Below are 26691 nucleotides of genomic sequence, written 5' to 3'. Positions count from 1 at the left end.
CCTCTGGGAGAGGGGGCCGACCGAGTTGTCTTGCGGGATACATTGACCTGAAAGACCGAGTTGATTATGGATTCAATACAAATCGTTCAAGTCGGTGAACCTCTGCAATATTCCCATTCAGTCCCCTCTCCCTCTGGGAGAGGGGACCGACCGAGTTGTCTTGCGGGATACATCGACCTGAAAGACCGAGTTGATTATGGATTCAATACAAATCGTTCAAGTCGGTGAACCTCTGCAATATTCCCATTCAGTCCCCTCTCCCTCTGGGAGAGGGGGCCGACCGAGTTGTCTTGCGGGATACATCGACCTGAAAGACCGAGTTGATTATGGATTCAATACAAATCGTTCAAGTCGGTGAACCTCTGCAATATTCCCCGTTCAGTCCCCTCTCCCTCTGGGAGAGGGGGCCGACCGAGTTGTCTTGCGGGATACATCGACCTGAAAGACCGAGCTGATTATGGATTCAATACAAATCGTTCAAGTCGGTGAACCTCTGCAATATTCCCATTCAGTCCCCTCTCCCTCTGGGAGAGGGGGCCGACCGAGTTGTCTTGCGGGATACATCGACCTGAAAGACCGAGTTGATTATGGATTCAATACAAATCGTTCAAGTCGGTGAACCTCTGCAATATTCCCCATTCAGTCCCCTCTCCCTCTGGGAGAGGGCTAGGGTGAGGGGCTTTTGCTTTTAGAGGTCGCCAAGGCCCTCGATCAACGCCTGATTCTGCTCCGGCGTACCCACCGATATCCGCAAGAACTGCGCAATCCGTTCCTGCTTGAAGTGCCGCACGATCACGCCCTGCTCGCGTAGCTTGGCCGCCAGGCCCGCCGCATCATGCTGCGGGTGGCGAGCGAAGATGAAGTTGGCCGCCGACGGCAGCACTTCAAAGCCTTTAGCCTGCAACTGCGCCACCACCCATTCGCGGCTCTCTATCACCTGACGACAGGTCTTGTCGAAATACTCGCGATCGGCAAAAGCCGCCGCCGCGCCGACAATCGCCAGACGATCCAGTGGATAGGAGTTGAAGCTGTTCTTGATCCGCTCCAGCGCTTCGATCAGGTCCGGATGCCCTACCGCCAGACCGACACGCAGGCCGGCCAGCGAGCGTGACTTGGACAGCGTCTGCGTCACCAGCAGGTTCGGATAGCGGTCCACCAGACTGATCGCCGTCTCGCCGCCGAAGTCGATGTACGCCTCGTCGACGACCACGACCGAATCAGGACTGGCCTTGAGGATTTTCTCGACGGCGTCCAGCGCCAGCAGGCATCCGGTCGGGGCGTTCGGGTTGGGAAAAATGATCCCGCCATTCGGTTTGGCGTAATCGGCCGGGCTGATCTGGAATTGTGCATCCAGTGGCACCGCATCGAACTCAATGCCGTACAGACCGCAGTAGACCGGATAGAAGCTGTAGCTGATGTCCGGGAACAGCAGCGGCTGATCGTGTTGCAGCAGACCGTGGAAGATGTGCGCGAGCACCTCGTCCGAACCGTTGCCAAGGAACACCTGACTGGTTTGCACGCCGTAATATTCGGCCACGGCGTTTTTCAGCAGATCACTGTTCGGGTCCGGATACAGGCGCAAGTTGTCGTTGAGTTCGGCTTGCATCGCCGCCAGCGCTTTTGGCGACGGGCCATACGGATTTTCGTTGGTATTGAGCTTGACCAGTTTGGTCAGCTTCGGCTGTTCGCCCGGCACGTAGGGCACCAGATCCTTGACGAACGGGCTCCAGAATTTACTCATCGCTCAGTTCCCCTGCCCTTTCAGAAAGTCTTGGTCTTTGATGCGGTATTCGGCGCTGCGCGCGTGGGCGCTCAGCGATTCACCACGGGCCAGTACCGATGCAGTTTTGCCCAGTTCGGAAGCGCCGGCCTCGGAGCAGAAGATGATCGACGAGCGCTTCTGGAAGTCGTAGACGCCAAGCGGCGAGGAGAACCGCGCGGTGCCGGAAGTCGGCAACACGTGGTTCGGACCGGCGCAGTAATCGCCCAACGCTTCGGAAGTGTGGCGGCCCATGAAGATCGCACCGGCGTGACGAATCTGCGGCAACCAGGCTTGTGGATCGGCGACCGACAACTCCAGGTGTTCCGGGGCGATACGATTGGCGACTTCGATGGCCTGGGCCATGTCAGTGACCTGGATCAGCGCACCACGGCCATTGATCGAAGTTTCGATGATGGTCGCGCGGTCCATGGTCGGCAGCAGTTTGTCGATGCTCGCGGCTACCTTGTCGAGGAACTCGGCATCGGGGCTGACCAGAATCGCTTGCGCGTCTTCGTCGTGCTCGGCCTGGGAGAAAAGGTCCATGGCGATCCAGTCCGGATCGGTCTGGCCGTCGCAGACCACAAGAATTTCCGAAGGGCCGGCGATCATGTCGATGCCGACCTGGCCGAACACATGACGCTTGGCCGTGGCGACGTAGATGTTGCCCGGGCCGACAACCTTGTCGACACGCGGCACGCTTTCGGTGCCGTACGCCAGTGCGGCAACCGCTTGCGCGCCGCCGATGGTGAACACGCGGTCGACACCGGCGATGCAGGCAGCGGCCAGCACCAGCTCGTTGATTTCACCGCGCGGGGTCGGCACGACCATGACCACTTCGGTCACGCCGGCCACCTTCGCCGGAATCGCGTTCATCAATACCGACGACGGATACGAAGCCTTGCCACCTGGCACGTACAGGCCGGCACGATCCAGTGGCGTGACTTTCTGGCCGAGCACCGTGCCGTCAGCCTCGGTGTAGCTCCAGGAATCCTGCTTCTGTTTTTCGTGATAGCTGCGCACGCGGGCGGCGGCTTTTTCCAAGGCCTCGCGTTGCGGCACCGTGATGCGGGTCAGGGCCAGTTCGAGACGCTCGCGCGGCAGGATCAGATCGGCCATCGAGGCGACTTCAAGACCGTCGAACTTCTGGGTGAACTCGACCAGCGCCGCGTCACCGCGCTCGCGCACAGCCTTGATGATGTCGAGCACGCGCTGATTGACCGAGTCGTCAGACACACTTTCCCAGCTCAGCAGATGATCCAGATGATGCGCGAAATCCGGGTCAGCAGCGTTGAGTCGGCGAATTGCAGTCGGTGCGGTCATAGCGAGAGCCTCATAGGAATTGGCAAAAAACTCAGGCGCCCGAAACTAGCATTCGATCCGCTTGGGCACCTGAGAATTCTGGCTATGAGGCGGATAGACGGCGCGGCCTCGGGCCGCGCTGGTAGATCAGCCGCGGTGTCGCGATTCCACTGCGTTGCGCAGGGTGTCGATCAACGCCTGGATTCGGGCGTGCTGCATTTTCATTGAAGCCTTGTTGACCACCAGACGCGAGCTGATCGTGGCGATCAGTTCCTGTGGCTCCAGGCCGTTGGCGCGCAGGGTGTTGCCGGTGTCGACCACGTCGATGATCTTGTCGGCCAGCCCGATCAGCGGCGCCAGTTCCATCGAGCCGTACAGCTTGATGATGTCGACCTGACGGCCCTGCTCGGCGTAATAACGCTTGGCAACGTTGACGAACTTGGTCGCCACGCGCAGACGGCCCTTGGGCTCGACCGCGCCGATCTTGCCGGCGGTCATCAGCTTGCACTGGGCGATCTGCAGGTCCAGCGGCTCGTACAGGCCCTGGCCGCTGTATTCCATCAGCACGTCCTTACCGGCGACGCCGAGGTCGGCCGCGCCATGCTCGACATAGGTCGGCACGTCGGTGGCACGCACGATCAGCAGACGCACGTCGTCCTGGGTCGTGGGAATGATCAGCTTGCGGCTCTTGTCCGGATTCTCGGTCGGCACGATGCCCGCTTCAGCGAGAAGCGGCAGAGTGTCGTCAAGGATGCGGCCCTTGGACAGTGCGATGGTCAACATGGGAAACGTCAGTCCTTATCAAGGTACTCATGCCCGGTCGCAATCGGCGCCGGACACACATCGAGGGTGCGTACACCCTCGACTCGAAACGAATTCAGCGGACACGTCCCTGTGTCCCGATGCAGCGATCAGCCCGGAACGCGACGGATCTTGGCACCCAGCATTTGCAGTTTTTCTTCGATGCACTCGTAACCACGGTCTATGTGGTAGATGCGGTCGATCAGCGTGTCGCCTTCGGCAACCAGCGCCGAGATCACCAGACTGGCCGATGCGCGCAGGTCGGTGGCCATGACTGGCGCGCCCTTGAGCTTCTCGATACCGGTGACGATGGCAGTGTTGCCTTCAACCTGGATATGCGCGCCCATGCGGTGCAGCTCGTACACGTGCATGAAGCGGTTTTCGAAGATTGTCTCGATCACCGCACCAGTACCTTCGGCAATGGCGTTGAGCGAGATGAACTGGGCCTGCATGTCGGTCGGGAACGCCGGGTACGGCGCGGTGCGCACGTTGACCGCCTTCGGGCGCTTGCCGTGCATGTTCAGCTCGATCCAGTCTTCACCGCAGGTGATTTCCGCACCGGCTTCACGCAGCTTTTCCAGTACCGCTTCGAGAATGGTCGGATCGGTGTCCTTGACCTTGACGCGGCCACCGGTCACGGCAGCAGCGACCAGATAGGTGCCGGTTTCGATACGGTCAGGCATGACTTTGTAGAAAGCCGAACCCAGACGCTCGACGCCATCGATGGTGATGGTGTCTGTGCCGGCGCCGGAAACCTTGGCGCCCATGGCATTGAGGAAGTTCGCCAGGTCGACCACTTCAGGTTCGCGCGCGGCGTTCTGCAACACGCTGCGGCCTTTGGCCAGTGCAGCGGCCATCATGATGTTCTCGGTACCGGTCACGCTGACGGTGTCGAAGAAGAAGTGCGCGCCGCGCAAGCCACCTTCAGGTGCCTTGGCCTTGATGTAGCCGCCTTCGACGTCGATGACCGCGCCCATGGCTTCCAGGCCGCGGATGTGCAGGTCGACCGGACGCGAACCGATGGCGCAACCGCCAGGCAGTGCGACTTCGGCTTCACCGAAACGCGCGACCATCGGGCCGAGCACAAGGATCGACGCACGCATGGTTTTCACCAGTTCGTACGGCGCGATCAGGGTCTTGATGGTGCGCGGGTCGATTTCGACGCTGAGCTTCTCGTCGATTACCGGCTCAATGCCCATGCGCCCGAACAGCTCGATCATGGTGGTGATGTCGTGCAGGTGCGGCAGGTTGCCAACGGTGACCGGGCCATCGCACAGCAAGGTCGCGGCCAGAATCGGCAGGGCGGAGTTCTTCGCGCCGGAAATGCGGATCTCGCCATCAAGACGAGCGCCACCGGTAATAATCAATTTATCCATTAGTATCTCGACGCCCTAGGGCTCAGGTGCGCTCGGCCCAGGCCGCGCGGCTGAAAAATTTCATAGTGACCGCATGGATGCTGCCATCGGTGATCCATGGGTTCAAATGGGCATAGACCTGCTGCTGACGCTTCACCGGGCTCAACGCCGCCAGTTCATCGCTAATCACGTTCAGCTGGAAGTTGCAGCCTTCGCCCTCAACTTCTACCAGCGTTCCTGGCAGCTTTCCTTCAAGGAAGCTCTTCACTTCTACGGCCTGCATGCTCAACCTCAATCGGCGCCCTGTGCGCACGGGTCGGACATCATACAAAAAAGCCCCGCGCCTGCGAACCCCGCAACGCAGGACTCTGACGGGGGGCTTCTTTGTAGATGATGGTTCAGGGTTGCGCCAACAGCTCGGTCAGTTCACTGACCTGAGCGATTTCGCGCATGTCTTCAGGCATCGCACGGATGCTGACGGCCTTGCCGGCCGCCTGGGCATCGCGCGTGAAGCACAGCAGCAACGACAGGCCGACGCTGCTGGACTTCTGCACCGCCGAACAATCGATGACCAGCGCCGACGCCTTGCTCGACTTGATCAGCGCCTGCCCTTCCTTGCGCAGCTCAGGCCCGGTGCGGTAATCCAGCACGCCGCTGAGCACCAGCTCGTCGACATCACTCATGCGAACTGCCGCCTCACTCATTGCGCTGGCTTCGCGGCGGCTTTGTCGGTTTCCTGCTTGGCCTTGGCCACTTCACCGGCCCAGCCATCGATGGTCTTGTCCAGATCGTTGCCATTGCGTTGCATGGCGTCGGCGAACTGGTCACGGAACAGCTTGCCGATGTTGATGCCGTTGATGATCACGTTGCGCAGTTTCCACTCGCCGCTGATCTTCTCAAGCGTGTACTGCACCGGATAGATCGCGCCATTGCTGCCCTTGACGGTCATGTTGACGCTGGTGCGGTCGCCCGATTCGTCTTTGGCCGGGTCAACCGTGATGCCCTGGTTGTTGTATTCCAGCAGAGCGTTGCCATAGAACTGGAACAGACCGCGCTTGAAGTTTTCCTGAAAGCGCTGCATCTGCTCAGGCGTGGCCTTGCGCGAATACTTCACGGTCATGATGCTTTTGGAGATGCCCTCGGCATCCACCACTGGCCCCACAATGTTGTTGAGCGCCGCATAGAAATCCTGCGGATCCTGCTTGTACTTCTCTTTGTTTGCCTGCAAGTCGGCAAGCATCCGGTTCGTGGTGTCCTGAATCAGGTCATGAGCCGATTGCCCCGGTGCAGCGTTAGCCATCAACGGCAGGGCCGCGAGCAACACCAACAGGCCACGTCGCAAGATAGAGATCATTCAAAAGCTCCTCATTTGGCGTCTTTGCTAACGGTATTGAGCAGGAATTTACCGATCAGGTCTTCCAGTACCAGTGACGACTGCGTGTCGTGGATGGTTCCACCGTCTTTCAACTGGGTGTCTTCGCCGCCGACGCTGATACCGATGTATTTCTCGCCCAGCAGACCCGCGGTGAGGATAGACGCTGTGGAATCGACCGGCAGGTTGTCGACCTTTTTATCCACTTGCAGCGTGACCCGACCGGTGAAGCTGTCGCGATCCAGATCGATTGCGGTGACCTTGCCGATGGTCACCCCGGCCATGGTCACTTTGGCTCTGACCGTCAGACCGGCGATATTGTCGAAATATGCATACAACTTGTAAGTGTCGGTGGACGAAGTCGGAGACAGGCCGCTGACGCGCAAGGCGAGCAGCAGCAAAGCCAGGATCCCTGCCAGCAGGAACAGGCCGACACCGATTTCCAGGGTGCGGTTTTGCATCAGAAATCTCCAAACATCAAAGCGGTCAGAATAAAGTCCAGGCCGAGCACTGCCAGCGAGGCAAACACCACGGTCTTGGTGGTGGCACGACTGATCCCCTCGGAAGTGGGCTCACAGTCATAGCCTTGGAATACGGCGATCCAGGTCACGACAAAGGCGAAAACGACACTCTTGATCACGCCATTGAGCACATCACTGGTGAAGTTCACGCTGTTCTGCATGTTCGCCCAGTACGAGCCTTCGTAGACGCCCAGCCAGTCGACTGCCACCCACGAACCGCCCCAGATGCCGACGACGCTGAAGATCATCGCCAGCACCGGCAGGGAAATGAAGCCGGCCCACAGGCGAGGGGCAATGATGTACTTGAGCGGATCGACACCGATCATTTCCAGGCTGGACAACTGCTCGGTGGATTTCATGTTGCCGATCTCGGCGGTCAACGCCGAACCGGCGCGCCCGGCAAACAGCAAGGCGGTGACCACCGGCCCCAGTTCACGCAGCAGCGTCAGGGCGACCATCTGCCCCACCGCCTGCTCTGAACCATAGCTGGAAAGAATGCTGAAGCCCTGCAACGCCAGGACCATGCCGATGAAAATGCCGGAGACCACGATGATCACCAGCGACATGACGCCGACCGAATGCAGCTGCTTGACCAGCAGGCCGAAACCACCGCTGATACCGCCACGGCCCAGCAGGGCGTGAAACAGGAACAGGGTCGCCCGACCAAACACCGCGACCGCGTCGATCGCCGATTCGCCGAACCGACGCACGCGTTCCATCAATGAAATTCTGCGCATCAACGCTTCCCCAGAAGATCTGCGCGGTAATCCGTCGCTGGAAAGTGATACGGCACCGGGCCATCGGGATCACCGGTCATGAACTGGCGGATACGCGGATCATCGGAATTCATCAGCTCATCCGGTGTGCCTTGGCCCAGCACCTGACCATCGCCCACTACATAGATGTAGTCGGCAATGCTCGCGGTTTCCGCCAGATCGTGCGAAACCACGATGCTGGTGATGCCCAGAGCATCGTTGAGCAGGCGGATCAGGCGCACCAGCACGCCCATGGCGATCGGGTCCTGGCCCACGAAGGGCTCGTCGTACATGAGAATCTGCGGATCGAGGGCAATCGCCCGGGCCAGCGCCACGCGGCGCTTCATGCCGCCGGACAGTTCGTCCGGCATCAGCTCGATGGCACCACGCAGGCCCACCGCCTGCAATTTGAGCAGGACGATGTCGCGGATCATGTCTTCCGGCAACTGGGTGTGGACCCGCAGCGGAAAGGCCACGTTCTCGAACACATCGAGGTCGGTGAACAGCGCACCGCTCTGAAACAGCACGCCCATGTGCTTGCGCGCATCGAACAGATCACTGCGCGACAGCGTCGGCAGGTTCTGCCCGTTGACCCAGACCTCGCCAGCGGACGGCCGCAACTGTGCGCCCATCAGGCGCAGCAGCGTGGTCTTGCCGCAGCCGGAAGGCCCCATGATGCCGGTGACCTTGCCGCGCGGGATGCGGATATCGACGTTATTGAAAATGCTCCGCGCACCGCGCTTGAAGGAGACTCCCTTCAGCTCGACCGCGTAGGCGTTATCGGCACTCATCTAAACTCCTTGCGATGCAGCCTCTCACTGGGATGCCAGACTTTCCTCGGAAACACCTGCATCCCGGGCAGGCCGAACTGGCGGCGAACTATATCACTGCAAAGGCTGAGCGCCCAAGCGAGAACCCGGCCAAGATCGCCGACTGAAGAGGGCCCGAGCGAGTTTCAGAGGGTTTTGGTAACCAGTAATGACAAAGCACGTCGAACTTGCGTGAGGCTTTGCCACATAACCGCTATAATCGCCGCCTTTTCATCGGCCCATACGATTCTGACATGAGCAAAACCCGCGACCTGATTCAATCGGCACAACGCACCATCCGCCTCGAAGTGGAAGCCGTCCAAGGCTTGATGGCCCATATCGACGCCGATTTCGTACGCGCTTGCGAGATGATTCTGGCCAGCAAGGGCCGCGTGGTCGTGGTCGGCATGGGTAAATCCGGGCATATCGGCAACAAGATCGCCGCCACCCTGGCCAGCACCGGCACTCCGGCGTTTTTTGTGCATCCGGCCGAAGCCAGCCACGGCGACATGGGCATGATCACCCGCGACGATGTGATTCTGGCCCTGTCGAACTCTGGCTCGACCAACGAAATCGTGACGCTGCTGCCATTGATCAAACGCCTCGGCATCCAGCTGATCAGCGTCACCGGTAATCCGCAGTCGCCATTGGCGAAGGCTGCGGAGGTCAATCTCAATGTGCATGTCGAGCACGAAGCCTGTCCGTTGAATCTGGCACCGACCTCTTCGACCACGGCCGCGCTGGTCATGGGCGACGCTCTGGCCGTGGCCTTGCTGGAAGCGCGTGGTTTCACCGCTGAAGATTTTGCCTTTTCGCATCCGGGCGGCGCCCTTGGCCGTCGCCTGCTGCTGAAAGTCGAAAACGTCATGCACGCCGGGCAGGAGCTGCCGCAAGTACAACGCGGCACCCTGCTCAAAGACGCGCTGATGGAGATGACTCGTAAAGGTCTGGGCATGACCGCTATCCTTGAAGCTGACGGCAAGCTCGCCGGGATCTTCACCGACGGTGATTTGCGCCGCACGCTGGATCGCGCCATCGACATCCGCAGCGCCACCATCGACCAGGTGATGACTGCACACGGCAAGACCGCCCGGCCCGACATGCTCGCCGCCGAAGCCCTGAAAATCATGGAAGACCATCGAATCAACGCCCTGGTAGTCGTCGACGAGGAGGATCGCCCGATCGGCGCCTTCAACCTCTCCGATCTGCTGCGCGCAGGAGTCATGTAATGAGCAACGATCTGCTGCAACGCGGCAAAGCGATCAAACTGGCAGTGTTCGACGTCGACGGGGTGCTCACCGACGGGCGCCTGTACTTCCTCGAAGACGGCAGCGAGTTCAAGACCTTCAACACGCTCGACGGCCAGGGCATCAAGATGTTGATGAATGCCGGCGTGCAGACGGCGATCATCAGTGGTCGCAAGACCCCGGTGGTCGAGCGCCGCGCGAAAAACCTCGGCATCCCGCATCTGTTTCAGGGGCGCGAGGACAAACTGGTGGTACTCGACGGTCTGCTCGCGCAACTGGGCCTAAGCTATGAAGAAGTCGCCTATCTCGGTGACGATCTGCCAGACTTGCCGGTGATCCGCCGTGTAGGGCTGGGCATGGCGGTGGCCAACGCTGCCGATTTCGTCCGCGAACACGCCCACGGCGTTACCCGCGCCCGTGGCGGCGAAGGTGCCGCCCGCGAATTCTGCGAATTGATCCTGCGCGCCCAGGGCCGCCTCGAAGCGGCCAACGCCGCGTACCTGTGAGCCTGACCATGTTTAGCAAAAAGTTTCGCAATTTCCTGCTGTTCGGCTGCATCGCGGCGATTTTCGCTGCGGTGGGCTACTGGAACATCAGCCCTGAGCGCTTCCTCGACAAGCCGCCGGTCTCGGCCGCCGAGAATCCGATCGACTGGTACGCGACCAACACGCACACCATTCAATACCTGCCCGACGGCAAGGTGCAGTACGAGATGACCTCCGACAAGGCCGAGCACGTCAAGGCCACCGATGTCACTCTGGTAACCAAGCCTGATTTGAACATGTACCGCGGCACCGACTTCCCGTGGCACGTGACCAGCGAGCGCGGCGAAGTGAATTCGGGCGGCACCGAAGTTGAATTGATCGATTCGGTACGCGTACAGCGCACCGACGAGAAACAGCGCGGCACCCTGATCACCAGCGCCCGCATGACCGTGTTCCCGCAGCAAGAATATGCGCAGACCGCGCAACCCGTTAGAATCGAGGGCGCTGGCGGCGTATCGACTGGCGTCGGAATGAAAGCGTACCTGAAGGACAGCAGGATACACCTGCAATCGAACGTAAGAGGACAGTATGAGGCTCGTTAAAACCCTCCCTATTTTGCTCAGTCTGGGCGCAGCACTGGGAAGCGCGAGCGCCTGGTCCCTGCCGAACGATCAGCAGCAGCCTATCCGCATTCAGGCCGACGACGCCCAACTGGACGACAAGAATGGCATCGCCACCTATAAAGGTGACGTGATCATTACCCAAGGCTCGATGATCGTTAAAGGCAACACCGTGACCATGACGCGCGCGCCCAATGGCGACATCGACGTGGTGACCTCGGTAGGCAACCTGGCTTACTTCGAGCAGTTGCAGACCCAGGGCGACGCCAACCCGGTCAAGGGCTACGGCGTGACGATTCAATACCACGCCCAGCAGAACCGGGTGGTGCTGATCGACAAGGCCAAGGTTATCGACAAGGATAACAACGTCACCCAGGGCGAAAAAATCGTCTACGACACCGTGAAGAAGCTGGCCAGCGCCGGTCGCGCCACGGGCAGCAAGGTCACCGAATCGCGTCCGCGCATCGACATGGTGATCCAGCCGAAGAAGAAAACCGAAGAGAAATCCCAGTAATGGCAACTCTGAAAGCTCAGCACCTGGCCAAGGCCTATAAAAGCCGCCAGGTCGTGCGTGACGTCAGCCTGTCGATCGACAGCGGGCAGATCGTCGGCTTGCTCGGCCCGAACGGCGCCGGCAAGACTACGTGCTTCTACATGATCGTTGGCCTGGTGCAGGCAGATCAGGGCCGTGTGCTGATCGATGATCTGGACGTCAGCCACCAGCCGATGCACGGCCGCGCCAAGGCCGGTATCGGCTATCTGCCGCAAGAAGCGTCGATCTTCCGTAAACTGTCGGTCGCCGACAACATCATGGCGATCCTCGAGACCCGCCCGGAGCTGGACAAGGCCGGTCGTCGCAAGGAGCTGGAAAGCCTGCTGCAGGAATTCCACATCAGCCACATCCGCGACAACCTCGGCATGAGCCTGTCCGGCGGTGAGCGTCGCCGGGTGGAAATCGCTCGCGCCCTGGCCACTGCACCCAAGTTCATCCTGCTCGACGAACCGTTCGCCGGTGTCGACCCGATCTCGGTCGGCGACATCAAGCAGATCATCCATCACCTCAAGGCCAAGGGCATCGGCGTGCTGATCACCGACCACAACGTGCGTGAGACGCTGGATATCTGCGAAACCGCTTACATCGTCAACGACGGTCAACTGATCGCTGAAGGCGATGCCGAGACCATCCTGGCCAACGATCTGGTCAAGGAAGTGTATCTGGGTCACGAGTTCCGCCTGTAAGCGCGACAGCGCTGTATCGATTCAAGGCGCATTTATCCGCTTTAATTGTTACAGCGCTCTAGGCAAACACTTCAGTTTCAGGCATATAATTTGCTTAAGTTTGGCGCTTCGGCGCCCTGTAGTGGATGGCGCAAAGCGCCGGCGAATAAGGTGTTAAGCCCCTGCCATGAAACCATCGCTAGTCTTGAGAATGGGCCAGCAGCTGACGATGACACCGCAGCTGCAACAGGCCATCCGCCTGCTCCAATTGTCGACCCTGGACCTGCAACAGGAGATCCAGGAGGCTCTGGAATCCAATCCGATGCTCGAGCGCCAGGAAGAAGGCGACGACTTCGACAATGCCGATCCGCTGGCCGACAACGCCGAACAGAAGCCCGCCGAAATCCAGGAACCCTCCTACCAGGAAACCGCCCCGACGGTGGATAACCTCGAGGATGGCGATTGGAACGAGCGCATCCCCAACGAACTGCCAGTGGATACTGCCTGGGAAGACGTTTACCAGACCAGCGCCAGCAGCCTGCCCAGCAGCGATGACGATGAGTGGGATTTCACCACCCGCACGTCGGCCGGCGAGAGCCTGCAGAGTCATCTGCTCTGGCAACTGAACCTGGCGCCGATGTCCGACACCGATCGCCTGATCGCCGTGACCCTGATCGACTGCATCAACAATCAGGGCTATCTGGACGAAACACTCGAAGAAATTCTTGAAGCGTTCGACCCGGAACTGGACATCGAGCTCGACGAAATCGAAGCCGTCCTGCATCGCATCCAGCAATTCGAGCCCGCCGGTATCGGCGCACGCAACCTCAGCGAATGCCTGCTGCTGCAATTGCGCCAGCTGCCCGCGAAGACGCCGTGGCTGACCGAGGCCAAGCGTCTGGTCGCCGATTACATCGACCTGCTCGGCAGCCGCGATTACAGCCAGTTGATGCGGCGCATGAAGCTCAAGGAAGACGAGCTGCGTCAGGTCATCGAACTGGTGCAGAGCCTCAATCCGCGTCCCGGCTCACAGATCGAGTCGACCGAAGCCGAATACGTCATTCCCGACGTGATCGTGCGCAAGGACAACGAGCGCTGGCTGGTCGAGCTGAACCAGGAATCGGTGCCTCGCCTGCGCGTCAACGCCCAGTACGCCGGTTTTGTGAAGCGTGCCGACACCAGCGCCGACAACACTTTCATGCGCAACCAGTTGCAGGAGGCCCGCTGGTTCATCAAGAGCCTGCAGAGCCGCAACGAAACCCTGATGAAAGTGGCCACGCAGATCGTCGAACATCAGCGCGGCTTCCTCGAGTACGGCGACGAAGCAATGAAGCCGTTGGTATTGCATGACATCGCCGAAGCGGTCGGCATGCACGAATCGACGATTTCCCGGGTGACCACACAAAAATTCATGCATACCCCGCGCGGTATTTATGAGCTGAAATACTTTTTCTCCAGCCACGTCAGCACCTCCGAAGGCGGCGAATGCTCGTCCACGGCGATCCGCGCGATCATCAAGAAACTGGTCGCTGCGGAAAATCAGAAAAAGCCGTTGAGTGACAGCAAGATCGCTGGTTTACTGGAGGCACAAGGCATTCAGGTGGCTCGCCGCACCGTCGCCAAGTACCGCGAATCCCTCGGAATCGCGCCTTCGAGCGAACGCAAGCGGTTGATGTAAGCCACGTTACAGCGTTCCAGTGGCAGGCTTTTCGGCCTGCCGCTTTATGCACTGGCAACGAAGGAGAAGCTGTATGCAAGTCAACATCAGTGGACACCAACTGGAAGTGACCCAACCTCTGCGTTCCTACATCGAGGAAAAACTCCAGCGACTGGAGCGACATTTCGACAAGATCACCAACGTGCAGGTCACGATGTGCGTCGAAAAGCTGAAACAGAAGATCGAAGCCACCTTGCATATTCCCGGCAGTGAAGTGGTCGCAAACGCAGAAGATACCGACATGTACGCTGCGATCGACTCACTTACCGACAAGCTGGATCGCCAACTCAAAAAGCATAAGGAAAAGACCCAGAGCCTCCTCCAGGGCGCGACCGGTCGTTAACACCCCTATCCATGATCCGACTTGAAACCATCCTGACCCCCGGCCGTTCCCAAGTGAACGCGCCGGGCGGCAGCAAGAAAAAAGCCCTCGAACAGATTGCCAACCTGATCCACCGCGAAGTGCCGGATCTGGCGATGCAGGATGTCTTCGAGGCGCTGATCGCCCGTGAAAAACTCGGCTCCACCGGTTTTGGCAACGGCATCGCCATTCCCCACTGCCGCCTCAAGGGCTGCGCGGGGCCAGTGAGCGCCCTGCTGCACCTCGAAGCCCCGATCGATTTCGACGCCATCGACGGCGCTCCGGTGGACCTGTTGTTCGTACTGCTGGTCCCGGAAGCCGCAACCGACGCGCATCTGGAGTTGTTGCGCCAGATCGCCAGCATGCTCGACCGCAAGGAAGTGCGCGACAAGCTACGCAGCGCTCCGAGCAATGAAGCCTTGTACCAGGTTGTACTGGACGAGCAGAACGGGCACTAATCATGCGTTTGATCATTGTCAGTGGCCGTTCGGGCTCGGGTAAAAGTACCGCCCTGAATGTCCTTGAGGACAACGGCTACTACTGCATCGACAATCTGCCGGCCGGTTTGCTGCCGGAACTGGCCGAGCGGGCGCTGATTCACACAGAACTGGCGCAGCCGCTGGTCGCCGTGTCGATCGATGCGCGCAACCTGCCCAGCCATCTGTCACGTTTCCCTGAGTTGCTCGAAGACGTGCGTGCCAAGCATATCAAGTGCGATGTGCTGTACCTGGACGCCGATGAAGAAACCCTGCTCAAGCGTTTTTCCGAGACCCGTCGTCGTCACCCGCTGAGCAACGCAAATCGCTCACTGGCCGAGGCGATTCACGATGAAACCGCCCTGCTTGGTCCGATCGCCGATCTGGCCGACCTGAAAATCAACACCACCAGCCTGAATCTGTATCAACTGCGCGACACCATCAAGTTGCGCCTGTTGAATCAACCGGAGCCCGGTACGGCGTTTCTGGTCGAGTCGTTCGGCTTCAAGCGCGGCATGCCGGTCGACGCCGACCTCGTGTTCGACGTGCGCTGCCTGCCCAATCCGTACTGGAAACCGGAGCTGCGCGCGCAATCCGGCCTCGATGCCCCTGTGGCCGAGTACCTGGCGCAGCAGCCGGATGTCGAAGAAATGTATCAGGACATCTACGCCTACCTGAACAAGTGGCTGCCACGCTTCGCCGCCAGCAACCGCGCCTACGTCACCATTGCCATTGGCTGCACCGGCGGGCATCACCGCTCCGTCTACCTGACCGAACGACTGGGTCAGGCCCTGCAGAAAACCCTGAAGAACGTCCAGGTTCGCCACCGCGACCTCACCTAAAGGATCCACACCGCGATGCCTGCTCGTGAAATCGAAATCATCAATAAGCTGGGCCTGCATGCCCGGGCATCGGCCAAATTTGTCGGCGTGGCGGGTCAGTATCCAGACTGCACGATCCGAGTGGGACGCACACCTGAAACGACTGTCGACGGCAAGAGCATCATGGCAATGATGATGCTCGCGGCGGGTAAAGGCACCAAGATCCATTTGAGCACCGAAGGCGAACAGGCTCAGGAAGCCATGGACGCATTGGTCGATCTGATCGAAAGGTATTTCGACGAAGGTGAATAATCCTCGAGGCGGGGACACTGTTCCTCGCCTCCATTCACCCCAACGCCGTATCCATCACCATCATCAGACAAAACCCGATCAGAAGGCCCAGACTGGCCAGCTTGTCATGCCCATGACGGCGCGATTCCGGGATCACTTCGTGGGTCACCACCAGCAACATCGCCCCCGCCGCCAGTGCCAGCCCCAACGGCAACAGCACCTGAGCCAGACTCACGAGCCACGCACACAGCAGCGCAAATATCGGTTCGACCAGCCCCGACGCCGCGCCGATCAGAAACGCTCTGACCCGCGACATTCCCGCCCCGGCCAGCACCAGAGCAATCACCAGTCCTTCCGGCACATCCTGCAACGCAATGCCCATCGCCAGACTGTCGGCGTCCGCCACCCCGCCTCCGGCAGATACGCCAACCGCCATGCCTTCCGGAATGTTGTGCGCGATGATGGCGAACACGAACAGCCAGATTCGCGGTGGAATCACCGGATGCTCCAACGTGCCGACGAGCATCTCCGGCGAGGCACCGCAAATGCGCCGATCCACCAGATACAGACCGAACGCACCGAGCAGGATGCCAAAGCAGATCAGGCCACTGGCGGCCCACGGCGTCAGGCCAAGGCTCTCAGCCGCAGCTATGCCCGGCACGATCAACGAAAACGCCGTCGCCGCCAGCATCACCCCGGCACCAAATCCCAGCAAGGTGTCGCTGAGTGCCTGCGGCATGCGCCGTATCACCAGCACCGGCACCGCGCCAAGCGCCGTGCCCAAGGCGCAGATGGCACCGCCCTGCAAGGCTCGTAACAGCCTCGGTTCCAGATTCAGCCATTGCAAAGCGTGGGCGACCAGTAAAGTCATACCCGCCAACAGCAACAGCGAACCCACCGCGTAACGAAACATGCGCCCACTGCCAATCGCCAGTGTTTCCGTGCCCATAGTCAGCCCTGATTGTTTTTATTGAAGGCTTAAACCAGTGCGGCCTGATAGCGCGCAGCAACTTCCGGCCAGTTGATCACGTTGTAGAACGCGTTGATGTATTCCGGGCGACGGTTCTGGTAACGCAGGTAGTAAGCGTGCTCCCAGACATCGAGGCCAAGGATCGGGGTGTTGCCGTTCATCAACGGGCTGTCCTGGTTGCCGCTGCTTTCCACGACCAGTTTTTTATCCGGTGTCACGCTCAGCCACGCCCAGCCGCTGCCAAAACGGGTCAGCGCGGCTTTGGTGAACGCTTCCTTGAAACTGTCGAGTCCGCCCAGTTGCTCGTCGATGGCCTTGGCCAGCGCGCCGCTGGGCTTGCCGCCACCGTTGGGCACCATCACTTCCCAGAACAGCGAATGGTTGGCGTGGCCGCCGCCCTGATTGATCACCGCCGCGCGAAGTTTTTCCGGCAGTTGCTGCACGCTGGCGACGAGTTTTTCTACCGGCCACTCGGCGAACTCGGTGCCTTCCACGGCGGCGTTGAGGTTGTTGATGTAGGTCTGGTGATGCTTGGTGTAATGGATTTCCATGGTCTGCGCATCGATGTGCGGCTCGAGGGCATCGTAGGCGTAAGGCAAGGCAGGCAAGGTAAAAGCCATTTCAATGGACTCCATACTGATGAGAAGTTGAGGCGCGGCGGGCATTGCCGGTGTCCGGATGCAGCAGGCGCTGGGTGCGTGGGTATTCGCCGTGCTCGCTGATGAAGTTCAACAGTTCGACATAGGTCTTGCTGCTCTGGCGCAGCGCCGCCTCACGCAGGGCCGGACGCAAGCGCTCGTCCTGCATGGTCTGCAACAAACGTTGATGGATGGCACAGAGATATTCGGCGCTCTCCTCCGGTTGGTTCAGGCGCAGATGCAGGTCAGCCAGGTTGTGATGTGAGACGACGCAGGCCGCCACCGCTTCGTCGGCATCCGCCCAGCGTTCGAACAACACTTGCGCCAGGGCCAGGGCTTGCAGGTAAGCCTCGCGGGCGTCGATCAGTTCGCCCAGCATGAAGCAGCGATTGGCCCGTTCGATCGTGCGTTTCCAGTGCTCCATGATGAGCCTCCAAAGCGGTTGCGGGGTTTACACGCCGCCGGCGGTGAGTTTCTCGGGGTTGAGCAACTCTTTCAGCTGGCTGCGCGACAGGCGGGTGTGTTCCAGGGCGACGTCGATCACCGCACAGCCTTCCTTGCAGGCGTTAGCGCGCAACGGATCTGGCGACTCATCCAGCGCCGGCTTTCGAGGTAGGGCTGCTCGTGCAAGGCAGAACTCATGATCCGTGACTCGTCCGGAAATGAGATTTATTATTAGATGATAATGAGAACCAAAACAAGCGTTCGAGTTTGCGCTGTTCATTTGTGGGAGCGAGCCTGCTCGCGAATGCGCCGTGTCAGCCAGCACATTTGCAACTGATCCACCGCTTTCGCGAGCAGGCTCGCTCCCACAGGGGATTTGTGCGAAGCGAATAAAAAAGGCGCGCCATCCACAACGGATGGCGCGCCTTTTTTTGTTGGCGGATTCGCGGCTTAGCTGCCGGCGACAGTCATCCGCTCGATCAACACAGACCCGGTGCGAATGTTGCTGCGCAGTTCCAGATCATTACCCACTGCGACAATCTGCTTGAACATGTCACGCATGTTGCCGGCGATGGTCACTTCCTGCACGGCGAACTGGATCTCGCCGTTTTCCACCCAGAAGCCCGCAGCGCCGCGCGAATAGTCACCGGTGACCATGTTCAGGCCATGGCCCATCAACTCGGTGACCAGCAATCCCCGGCCCATACGCTTGAGCAGTGCTGCCTGATCCTCGTCGCCATGGGTGACGAACAGGTTGTGCACCCCGCCCGCGTTGGCGGTGCTCGGCATGCCCAGTTTCCGTCCGGAATAGGTGCCGAGGATGTAGGAGACCAACTCGCCCTTTTCGACGAACGGTTTCGCGTAAGTCGCCAGGCCATCACCGTCGTAGGAAGCACTGCCCATGGCACGCATCAGATGCGGACGCTCATCAATGGTCAGCCATTCCGGGAACAGCTTCTGCCCCAGTGTGCCTTCCAGAAACGACGATTTGCGATACAGGCTGCCGCCGGATACTGCCGAGAGGAAGCTGCCGAACAGACCGCCCGCCAGTTCGGCGGAAAACAGCACCGGCACTTCGCAGGTCGGCACCGGCCGCGCGCCCAGACGGCTCGCCGCCCGTTGCGCGGCACGCTGGCCGATGCTCACCGGATCGGCGAGCAGACTGCCCTGGCGATTGACGTCATACCAGTAATCGCGCTGCATCTGTCCGTCAGCTTCGGCGATCATCACGCAACTCAGGCTGTGCCGGGTCGACGCGTAACCGCCGATGAAACCGTGGCTGTTGCCATAAACCCGGCAGCCCTGATGGGTGCTGAGGGTGGTGCCGTCGGCGTTCTTGATCCGCGCATCGGCATCGAACGCGGCTGCCTCGCAGAGCAAAGCCTTCTCAATGGCCTGTTCCGGGGTGATGTCCCATTCGTGGAACAGGTCGAAATCCTGCACATCCCTGGCCATCAGTGCGGCGTCGGCCAGACCCGAGGCTTCGTCCTCGGAGGTGTGTTTGGCTATCGCGAGTGCTGCAGCGACGGTTTCACGAATCGCCTCCGGCCCGGTGGCCGAGGTGCTGGCCGAGCCTTTGCGCTGGCCGACGTACAGGGTGATGCCAAAACCCTGATCACGATTGAATTCAACGGTTTCGACCTCGCGCTGACGCACCGAGGTCGACAGCCCCTGCTCCAGCGACACCGCGACTTCACAGGCGCTGGCGCCTTGGCGCTTGGCTTCGGCGATGATCTGCTCGACCTGTTCTTGCAGTGCCGGCAATGCCTGCGGGCCGACGCTTTGAACTGCACTCATGCTCATCTCCACTCAAATTCTGCTTTCGGCTGGGGTCATCGAGCGACCGGGCCGGACAAGCGGCCCCCGACTGGTTATCATGGCGGCGTTTCTTTGCGGACTGCCACCATGGTTGATTCTTACGACGACTCCCTCGATACGGGAGAAAAAAGCAAATCTCAGGTCAAACGCGAGTTGCATGCGCTGGTTGACCTCGGCGAGCGCCTGACCACACTCAAGCCTGATCTGGTCGCCAAACTGCCGTTGACCGACGCTTTGCGCCGGGCATTGGCCGATGCGCCCAAGCACACCGCGAACATCGCGCGTAAACGGCATTTGCAGTTCATCGGCAAACTGATGCGCGACCAGGACACTGACGCGATTCTGACTCTGCTCGATCAACTCGATGCCTCCACTCGCCAGTACAACGAGCGTTTCCATAATCTGGAACGCTGGCGTGACCGCCTGATCGCGGGCGATGACGCCGTGCTGGAGAAATTCGTCATCGAGTACCCGGACGCCGATCGCCAGCAATTGCGTTCCCTGATCCGTCAGGCCCAGCATGAGGTTGCGCAAAACAAACCACCTGCTTCGAGCCGCAAGATCTTCAAATACATTCGGGAGCTGGACGAGACTCAACGCGGCCTGCGTTGAAAATCGCCACCGGGTGGCCGTCCTGCGCGCCACCCGAAAGCCCCACCGTTCTTATGCGCCCGTGCCACCCACGGTAATCGCATCGATTTTCAGCGTTGGCTGGCCGACACCCACCGGCACCGACTGCCCATCCTTACCGCACGTACCCACACCGCTATCCAGCGCCAGATCGTTACCAACCATCGACACCCGGCTCATCGCCTCGGGGCCGTTGCCGATCAATGTCGCGCCTTTGACCGGTGCGGTGATCTTGCCGTCCTCGATCAGATAAGCCTCGCTCGTCGAGAACACGAACTTGCCGCTGGTGATATCGACCTGACCGCCGCCGAGGTTGGCGCAGTAGATGCCCTTCTTCACCGAAGCGATGATTTCCGCCGGATCACTTTCGCCACCGAGCATGTAGGTGTTGGTCATGCGTGGCATCGGCAGATGCGCATAGGATTCGCGACGACCGTTACCGGTGCGCGCCACGCCCATCAGCCGCGCATTGAGCTTGTCTTGCATGTAGCCCTTGAGCACGCCGTTTTCGATCAGCGTGGTGCACTCGGTTGGTGTGCCTTCGTCATCGACGCTCAGCGAACCGCGACGACCGCTCAAGGTGCCGTCATCGACGATGGTGCAAAGCTTGGAGGCAACCATTTCGCCCATGCGCCCGCTATAGGCCGAGCTGCCCTTGCGGTTGAAATCGCCTTCCAGACCGTGACCGACCGCTTCGTGCAGCAGCACCCCGGACCAGCCGGAACCCAGCACCACCGGCAAGGTACCGGCCGGCGCTGGAATTGCTTCAAGGTTGACCAGTGCCTGGCGCAGCGCTTCGCGGGCATAACCCATGGCGCGGTCTTCGGCGAGGAAGTAGCGGTAATCGGTACGCCCGCCGCCGCCATGCCCGCCGCGTTCGCGCCGGCCGTTCTGCTCAACGATGACGCTGACATTGAAGCGCACCAGCGGTCGCACGTCGGCGGCCAGGCCACCGTCGGTGGAGGCCACCAGAATCCGCTCCCAGACCCCGGCCATGCTCACGCTGACCTGCTGAATCCGTGGATCGAGTGCGCGGGTGGCGACGTCGATGCGTTTGAGCAACTCGACTTTTTCCGCGCGGCTGAGCACTTCCAGCGGGTTATCCGGCGCGTACAGCTGCGCGACGTCCTGGCTGGTGAATGCCTGCACGGTGCCGTTCTGTCCGGCACGGGAGATCGAACGCGCGGCGCGGGCCGCTGCGCCGAGGGCCTCGAGGGTGATCGCGTTGCTGTAGGCAAAACCGGTCTTCTCACCGGACTGTGCACGCACGCCGACACCCTGATCGAGGTTGAAGCTGCCTTCCTTGACGATGCCGTCTTCCAACGCCCATGACTCGGAAATCTGGCCCTGGAAATACAGGTCGGCGGCATCGATGCCCGGTCCGGCCAGATCGCCGAGCACGCCTTGCAGGCTCTCGATCGTGACACCGCCGGGTGCCAACAGGTGATCACTGACTGAGGACAACAACTCGCTCATAGGTTTACGCCTTAAATTCGTGTTCTGAAGCAGGCCGCTGGGCGCCCTGCGAGAAAAACCGCCGATGACGCGTCACCGGCATGCGCGCCCGGATGGACGCTTGTTCATCGCTGTCGCGGGCGGCCAGCAACACCGCCTCGCCTTGATCCTGTTGGGCCAGTACGCGCCCCCACGGGTCGACAATCGCCGCATGCCCGAAGGTTTCACGCGGTCCGGGATGGCTGCCGCCCTGCGCGGCCGCCAGGATATAACACTGTGTTTCGATGGCCCGCGCGCGGATCAGTACATCCCAGTGCGCGGCGCCGGTCACGGCCGTAAACGCCGACGGTGCAGTAATCAATTCGGCACCGGCGGCACGCAATTCACTGTACAGCTCCGGGAAACGCAAGTCGTAACACACGCTCAGACCGACTCGCCCCACCGGCGTATCCGCCACCACTACATTACCGCCATAAGCATAGTCATCGGATTCACGGTACCGGCCGCGATTGTCGGCGACATCGACATCGAACAGATGCAGCTTGTCATAGCGCGCGACCACCTCGCCGTGCTCGTTGATCAGCAATGAGCAGGCATTGGCTTTGGCCGTGGGTTGACCCAACGGTGGCAACGGCAACGTGCCGGCGACTATCCATAAGGTGAGGTCGCGGGCGGTCTGTTTCAACCATGGCAGGATCGGCCCTTCGCCCAAGGCCTCGGCGCGGCCGATATCGGCGACGTCGCGACGGCCCATGGCGGCGAAGTTTTCCGGCAGCACCGCGAGTTTCGCCCCGCCGGCGGCGGCCTGTTCAAGCAGGCGCCGGGCCTGGGCCAGATTGGCCGGCACGTCGCTCTGGCTGACCATTTGAATCACCGCTAAAGACATGGCCGCTCCCCGGGATTTGCATATGACTGTGTAGGAGCTGCCGAAGGCTGCGATCTGTTGATTTTTTTTAAGAGCCAGATCAAAAGATCGCAGCCTTCGGCAGCTCCTACACGGGTAGTGTCTGCTAGTTAAAAAGGCTTGTCGAAGGTGATTTTCGGCTCTTTCCATGGGCCTTTGACGGTGTACTTGACGCTGGCGAAGCGCGCGACGCGGTCGCCGATCAGCTTGTCGATGAGGAACAGCGCGCCGCCGACCGCCGGTGCGCCGACGAGCAACGCGGCGATCGGCAGGTTGTTGGTCACCGGCAAGGTCACCAGCAATTTCGCATCGACCTTGTCACCAACCAGATCCAGCGTGCCGTCCAGCTCAAGGTTGCTCGAAGGCCCGGTCAGGCGAATCGGCTCACGTGTCACGTAGACACCATTGTTCGCCACCAGCAAACCTTTGACCCGGTCGTAGCTCAGGCCTTTGCCGAACAGGTCGGAGAAGTCCAGACGCAGGCGCCGGCCGATCGAGTTGAAGTTGAGCAGGCCGAACACCCGCAGCGCCTGAGCACCGCCTTCCACTTCAACGAACTGGCCTTTGTTCAGCGAGGCATCGAGGGTGCCGGAGAAGCGCTTGGTCGCCAGCCACGCCGGCGAGCCCGGCCAACGGCCGTCGACATCCATATGGAATTCTTCGCTGGTCACGCTCGGCGCGAAGCCCCAGCCTTTGAGCACGTCGGCCAGATTCTTGCCGCCAATGCGGCCCTTGTACCAACTGCTGGTCGCCCCCGGCGCGCCTTCCCAGCCGCCGTTGCCTTGCAGCAGGATACCCTTGAGGCCCATGTCGAGGTTGTTCAGCGCGATGCCCTTGGCGGTCGGCCGCACTTTCAGCGACCAGCCACCGACCAGATCGGGGCCGAGGAACAACTGATTGAGGGTGATATCCAGCGCCGGGATTTTCGTCGGGTCGACCGACGCCAATGGATCCGGCGCATTCTCGTCAGCCTGCACCGCCGGGTCCGGCGCCGGCAGTTTCACGTATTGCAGATTCACCGCAATCGGTACGCCCTTGGCATCCGGCAGGCTGGCGCTGCCCTTGGCCTGTTGGCTATCCAGCGCCAGGTTCCACGCGCCTGGCTTGCGATTGATCTGCACCGAAGCCTGATCCAGCGTGGTGCCGAACGCGGTCAATTTGCCGACCTTGATGTCAGCACTGCTCAGCAGTTGTTTGGCGCTGCCGCCCGGATCCCCGCCAGCGTACTTGCTGGCCAGATCCTGCCACGGCGCGACGTCCAGTTCCGACAGCACCCCGCGAATGCGCAGGCCCTTGGCGCCCGGCAACACCGCTTCGCCAGCGCCGAGAAACAGTTCGCCACGGCCGTCGGCGAAATTGCTCGGCGGCGCAGCAAAAGTGAAATTGGCCAGTTGATCGTAATTGAACCAGTAACGCCGCTCCTGCCCTTGCAGGGTCATGCGAAACACTGTGTCGCGCCCGACATCGGCGGTCATGCCGAACGGCGCCGGCAGATCCACCGCCACGCCTTTGAGGCTGGAGCTGACCAGCAACTGGCTGTCGGCCCCGGAAAGATTCAGCTGCAACTGATACGGAATCGTCCCGGACACCGGCAACGGCTGGGTCACGCCCAGCCAATCGGTGAGCTTTTTCACTTCAACCTGCCCCGACGCCGCAACCCGGGTCTTGATCTGGTTGGGGCTGCCATCAGCGAAGATCTGCGCAGTGACCGCTTTGTCGAAGGCCCGTGCAGAGATGTTCTGGCCGCTGAGGCCTTTATTGCTGTCGAAGCGGAAATCGCCCTTGAGCTGGCTCAGTTCGAGCTTCGGTTCGGCCAGTTTCAGCCGCGCGTTGGCCGTTTTGAAATCGACGAGGATTTTCGGCTGCTCGCCCTTGGCCAGCGGAATATCCAGCTTGAGCTTGCCATTCAGATCACCCGCGCCCTCCCAACCGGCAAAGGTCTCACCAGTGCCGATCGGCGCATCCTGAAGAATCTTCAAGCCGTCGCCCAGGCCACCGGCAAATGCGCCATCCAGGAACAAATGCGAGTTCTGCCCGGCCGGTACATGAGGAATATTGACGAAGACATCGCTGACTTGGGTGTCGAGCAACTGGCCTTTGCTGGCCCAGATGCGCACGCCGCTGTCTTCGATGAACACATCGCCGCTGACTTTGCTCACATGCGGCCAGCCCGGCTGAAACGCCAGCTCGGCGTCGTGCACTTTGAAGAACAGGCTGATGCTGCGATCAGCCTCGCCAGCGTTCTTGCTCAGCGAGCCCTGATACTGGAAGAAGCCCTGGTCCACTGCGCCTTTGAGGATCGCTGTGCGCAGCCACTCATCAAGCGCCGGGCTCAACACCGCCGGCAGGTATTTCGCGGTGTAGCGACCGTCGCCATCAACCAGGCCGACGCGCAGGTCCATGTAGTCTTCCTGGCTATGGTCAAAGTGCAGGCGAATGAGGAAATCGCCGGCAATCTTTCCCTCCTCGCCCAATACCTTGAGGTATGGCGCAATCAGGGTGAAGCCATCCTTGTCGAGCTTCCAGGTCAGCCGCGCATTGGCCTGCAGGTATTGCCATGGCTTGGCGAAAATCGGATCGAGGTGCAGGACGAAGTCCTTGCTGTCGAGGCGCAACTCGCCGCCGTCGAGGTTGCCACTCAGGCTGCCACTGACATTGCGCGCCGCCGGAGCGCCGTGGTAGGCATCGAAACCGACGTTGTCGAGGTTGGCGGCAAAGCCGAATTTGTTGCCATCGGTGGCGGTCGGGCGGAAGTCCAGCAACACGTTACGCAGGCCGCCGGTTACCTTCAAACGCTCGACCACTGTGGCGAAGCTTTGTGGCAACGGCCCCAGCGCATTGAGCAGCGGCGTGATCGGGGTCAGATCGAGGCGATCGGCCTGCAAATGCCAGAGCTCTTCAGCCTTGGCGCTGGCGCGAGTCTGCTGCACCTGCACATGGGATTCCCAGCGGGTGTCGCCGAAGCTCATCGCCAGTGAATCAAGAGTGACTTTCACCCCTTCGGCTGTGTTGCGGTAATAGGCGTTGAGCGCCAGATTGCTGATCTGGATCGGCTTGCGCTCGGCGTAGGCACCGGTCACTTGCGGCGCATTCAGGCGCAACGCGGCGCTTTGCAACGCGCCTTCGGCCCAATCGACCCAGAGTTCGCCGCCGGCCTTGATCTCGGAAAAATTCCATTGCTGGGTCAGGCGCTCTGGCAGCCATTTCGCCCAGTCGCTCTGCGGCAGACTGGCATAGCCCTCGATGGCGCTGTTCTGCCACTGATCAGGACGCAGCTGGCTGCGCAGGCTCAGCGCGACAGGCTGGCCATCGGGCAAGGTCAGACGCGCGTCGAGACGCTGGCGGCTGGCGCCGGTACGCAGATTGAGGCCGACATAGGTGAGCGTCATGGGCGGGTGATCGAGCGGTTGCAGGGTCACCTGGCTGTCGAGCACCGACAATTGTCTGATCATCTGCGAGCGCTGGAACAGTTGCGCCGCATCGAACGGCTGATCCTTCTGCACCGGCAGCCCTTCCAGCGCCCAGGTACCGTCTTCGGCTTCCTTGAGGCTGATCTTCAAACCGTTGAGTTCGATATGCGCGAGGCGTACTTCGCGGGCGAGCAAGCTGCCCCACATATCCGGCACTACCCGTACGCGGTCGAGGCGCAGCGCGTTGGCGCCGTCGCCGACCATCACGTCATGGGCCATCAGGATCGGCGCGAAACCGCTCCAGTTGCCTTCCAGCTCACCGATCTGCAAGGGCATGCCGAGGGCGGCGCTGGCCTTGTCTTCGATGTCGGCGCGGTATTCCGCCACCAGAGGGGTCAGCTCGCGGCCGAGGCTGACGTACAACGCCATCAACACCAGAACCAACGCGCACAGGCCCAGCCCCCAGCGGGTGAGTGCGGCCAGAATGCGTGTCAGACGCTCCATGTCAGTTG

General features: G+C 60.7%; 28 protein-coding genes and 1 pseudogene. 11 read left to right on the top strand and 18 right to left on the bottom strand.

What is annotated here, in order from left to right; genetic code table 11:
• Nucleotides 1-688 precede the first annotated feature (688 nt).
• The 10 genes from hisC to AB4N85_RS26055 form a co-directional block, all read right to left on the bottom strand.
• Nucleotides 689-1741 (bottom strand): histidinol-phosphate transaminase, encoded by a 1053-nt coding sequence (gene hisC / locus AB4N85_RS26100; protein WP_252868807.1) that lies wholly within the window; start codon nt 1739-1741, stop codon nt 689-691.
• 3 nt (nt 1742-1744) lie between these two features.
• Complete coding sequence (gene hisD, locus AB4N85_RS26095; RefSeq protein WP_041477986.1) at nt 1745-3082, bottom strand: histidinol dehydrogenase; 1338 nt, start codon at nt 3080-3082, stop codon at nt 1745-1747.
• Between the two features lie 126 nt (nt 3083-3208).
• Nucleotides 3209-3844 carry an ATP phosphoribosyltransferase gene (gene hisG, locus AB4N85_RS26090; RefSeq protein ID WP_095180378.1) on the bottom strand — a complete coding sequence of 212 codons (636 nt, stop codon included), beginning with the start codon at nt 3842-3844 and terminating at the stop codon, nt 3209-3211.
• Between the two features lie 128 nt (nt 3845-3972).
• Nucleotides 3973-5238 (bottom strand): UDP-N-acetylglucosamine 1-carboxyvinyltransferase, encoded by a 1266-nt coding sequence (gene murA, locus AB4N85_RS26085; RefSeq protein WP_016771669.1) that lies wholly within the window; start codon nt 5236-5238, stop codon nt 3973-3975.
• Nucleotides 5239-5260: 22 nt separating this feature from the next.
• Nucleotides 5261-5500 (bottom strand): BolA family protein, encoded by a 240-nt coding sequence (locus AB4N85_RS26080; protein ID WP_016771670.1) that lies wholly within the window; start codon nt 5498-5500, stop codon nt 5261-5263.
• A 115-nt stretch (nt 5501-5615) separates the two neighbouring features.
• The gene (locus AB4N85_RS26075) at nt 5616-5921 is read right to left on the bottom strand and encodes an STAS domain-containing protein (RefSeq protein ID WP_252868806.1); all 306 of its coding nucleotides are present in this window, start codon (nt 5919-5921) and stop codon (nt 5616-5618) included.
• Complete coding sequence (locus AB4N85_RS26070; protein WP_056782946.1) at nt 5918-6571, bottom strand: MlaC/ttg2D family ABC transporter substrate-binding protein; 654 nt, start codon at nt 6569-6571, stop codon at nt 5918-5920. The genes AB4N85_RS26075 and AB4N85_RS26070 overlap by 4 nt, the downstream gene beginning before the upstream one ends.
• 11 nt (nt 6572-6582) lie before the next feature.
• Nucleotides 6583-7050 (bottom strand): outer membrane lipid asymmetry maintenance protein MlaD, encoded by a 468-nt coding sequence (gene mlaD / locus AB4N85_RS26065; RefSeq protein WP_016771673.1) that lies wholly within the window; start codon nt 7048-7050, stop codon nt 6583-6585.
• The gene (gene mlaE / locus AB4N85_RS26060; RefSeq protein ID WP_016771674.1) at nt 7050-7847 is read right to left on the bottom strand and encodes a lipid asymmetry maintenance ABC transporter permease subunit MlaE; all 798 of its coding nucleotides are present in this window, start codon (nt 7845-7847) and stop codon (nt 7050-7052) included. The genes mlaD and mlaE overlap by 1 nt, the downstream gene beginning before the upstream one ends.
• Nucleotides 7847-8656, bottom strand: a complete 810-nt coding sequence (locus AB4N85_RS26055; protein WP_110646355.1) for an ATP-binding cassette domain-containing protein — start codon at nt 8654-8656, stop codon at nt 7847-7849. Before AB4N85_RS26055 ends, mlaE begins: the two co-directional genes overlap by 1 nt.
• A gap of 272 nt (nt 8657-8928) precedes the next feature.
• Between AB4N85_RS26055 and AB4N85_RS26050 the strand changes: the two genes are divergently transcribed.
• The 10 genes from AB4N85_RS26050 (at nt 8929) to AB4N85_RS26005 (ending at nt 15931) form a co-directional block, all read left to right on the top strand.
• Nucleotides 8929-9903 (top strand): KpsF/GutQ family sugar-phosphate isomerase, encoded by a 975-nt coding sequence (locus tag AB4N85_RS26050; RefSeq protein ID WP_039759372.1) that lies wholly within the window; start codon nt 8929-8931, stop codon nt 9901-9903.
• Nucleotides 9903-10427, top strand: coding sequence for a KdsC family phosphatase (locus AB4N85_RS26045; RefSeq protein WP_016771677.1), 525 nt, complete (start codon nt 9903-9905; stop codon nt 10425-10427). The genes AB4N85_RS26050 and AB4N85_RS26045 overlap by 1 nt, the downstream gene beginning before the upstream one ends.
• Nucleotides 10428-10435: 8 nt before the next feature.
• Nucleotides 10436-11008: an LPS export ABC transporter periplasmic protein LptC gene (gene lptC / locus AB4N85_RS26040; protein ID WP_460066424.1), complete on the top strand. Its 573-nt coding sequence runs from the start codon at nt 10436-10438 to the stop codon at nt 11006-11008.
• Nucleotides 10995-11540, top strand: a complete 546-nt coding sequence (gene lptA, locus AB4N85_RS26035) for a lipopolysaccharide transport periplasmic protein LptA (protein ID WP_016771679.1) — start codon at nt 10995-10997, stop codon at nt 11538-11540. Before lptC ends, lptA begins: the two co-directional genes overlap by 14 nt.
• The gene (lptB, locus tag AB4N85_RS26030; protein ID WP_024011621.1) at nt 11540-12265 is read left to right on the top strand and encodes an LPS export ABC transporter ATP-binding protein; all 726 of its coding nucleotides are present in this window, start codon (nt 11540-11542) and stop codon (nt 12263-12265) included. The genes lptA and lptB overlap by 1 nt, the downstream gene beginning before the upstream one ends.
• A 166-nt stretch (nt 12266-12431) precedes the next feature.
• Nucleotides 12432-13922, top strand: coding sequence for an RNA polymerase factor sigma-54 (locus tag AB4N85_RS26025; RefSeq protein WP_041477979.1), 1491 nt, complete (start codon nt 12432-12434; stop codon nt 13920-13922).
• A gap of 73 nt (nt 13923-13995) precedes the next feature.
• Nucleotides 13996-14304 (top strand): ribosome hibernation-promoting factor, HPF/YfiA family, encoded by a 309-nt coding sequence (gene hpf / locus AB4N85_RS26020; RefSeq protein WP_007912419.1) that lies wholly within the window; start codon nt 13996-13998, stop codon nt 14302-14304.
• A gap of 11 nt (nt 14305-14315) precedes the next feature.
• A complete protein-coding gene (gene ptsN, locus AB4N85_RS26015) occupies nt 14316-14780 on the top strand; it encodes a PTS IIA-like nitrogen regulatory protein PtsN (protein WP_041477978.1) in 465 nt (154 codons plus the stop codon).
• Nucleotides 14781-14782: 2 nt separating this feature from the next.
• The gene (rapZ, locus tag AB4N85_RS26010) at nt 14783-15640 is read left to right on the top strand and encodes an RNase adapter RapZ (protein WP_041477977.1); all 858 of its coding nucleotides are present in this window, start codon (nt 14783-14785) and stop codon (nt 15638-15640) included.
• Nucleotides 15641-15655: 15 nt separating this feature from the next.
• A complete protein-coding gene (locus AB4N85_RS26005; protein ID WP_016771685.1) occupies nt 15656-15931 on the top strand; it encodes an HPr family phosphocarrier protein in 276 nt (91 codons plus the stop codon).
• Nucleotides 15932-15965: 34 nt separating this feature from the next.
• Here AB4N85_RS26005 and AB4N85_RS26000 read toward each other — a convergent pair whose 3' ends face one another.
• The 5 genes and pseudogenes from AB4N85_RS26000 to pmbA all read right to left on the bottom strand — a co-directional run bounded on the left by AB4N85_RS26000 (nt 15966) and on the right by pmbA (nt 19759).
• Nucleotides 15966-16859 (bottom strand): ZIP family metal transporter, encoded by an 894-nt coding sequence (locus AB4N85_RS26000; RefSeq protein ID WP_252868805.1) that lies wholly within the window; start codon nt 16857-16859, stop codon nt 15966-15968.
• Between the two features lie 29 nt (nt 16860-16888).
• Complete coding sequence (locus AB4N85_RS25995; RefSeq protein ID WP_095180375.1) at nt 16889-17500, bottom strand: superoxide dismutase; 612 nt, start codon at nt 17498-17500, stop codon at nt 16889-16891.
• 1 nt (nt 17501) lies between these two features.
• On the bottom strand, nt 17502-17942 hold the full coding sequence (locus AB4N85_RS25990) for a hypothetical protein (protein WP_042608764.1): 441 nt from the start codon (nt 17940-17942) through the stop codon (nt 17502-17504).
• Nucleotides 17943-18079: 137 nt separating this feature from the next.
• Nucleotides 18080-18160, bottom strand: a pseudogene (locus AB4N85_RS25985) (FagA protein); the annotation flags it as partial.
• A gap of 252 nt (nt 18161-18412) precedes the next feature.
• Nucleotides 18413-19759 (bottom strand): metalloprotease PmbA, encoded by a 1347-nt coding sequence (gene pmbA / locus AB4N85_RS25980; RefSeq protein WP_024011613.1) that lies wholly within the window; start codon nt 19757-19759, stop codon nt 18413-18415.
• A gap of 108 nt (nt 19760-19867) precedes the next feature.
• Here pmbA and yjgA point away from each other — a divergent pair, with 108 nt between their 5' ends.
• Nucleotides 19868-20392: a ribosome biogenesis factor YjgA gene (gene yjgA / locus AB4N85_RS25975; RefSeq protein WP_016771692.1), complete on the top strand. Its 525-nt coding sequence runs from the start codon at nt 19868-19870 to the stop codon at nt 20390-20392.
• Between the two features lie 51 nt (nt 20393-20443).
• Here the strand turns inward: yjgA and tldD are convergent, their stop codons facing one another.
• The 3 genes from tldD to AB4N85_RS25960 all read right to left on the bottom strand — a co-directional run bounded on the left by tldD (nt 20444) and on the right by AB4N85_RS25960 (nt 26683).
• Complete coding sequence (tldD, locus tag AB4N85_RS25970) at nt 20444-21886, bottom strand: metalloprotease TldD (RefSeq protein WP_016771693.1); 1443 nt, start codon at nt 21884-21886, stop codon at nt 20444-20446.
• Between the two features lie 4 nt (nt 21887-21890).
• On the bottom strand, nt 21891-22751 hold the full coding sequence (locus tag AB4N85_RS25965; RefSeq protein ID WP_056782936.1) for a carbon-nitrogen hydrolase family protein: 861 nt from the start codon (nt 22749-22751) through the stop codon (nt 21891-21893).
• A 128-nt stretch (nt 22752-22879) separates the two neighbouring features.
• The gene (locus AB4N85_RS25960; protein ID WP_252868804.1) at nt 22880-26683 is read right to left on the bottom strand and encodes a YhdP family protein; all 3804 of its coding nucleotides are present in this window, start codon (nt 26681-26683) and stop codon (nt 22880-22882) included.
• Between the last annotated feature and the right edge of the window lie 8 nt (nt 26684-26691).

Source organism: Pseudomonas sp. H1_G08 (assembly GCF_054681355.1).
The sequence above is the reverse complement of the archived record's forward strand: the minus strand, read 5'-3'. Positions and strand labels throughout refer to the sequence as shown.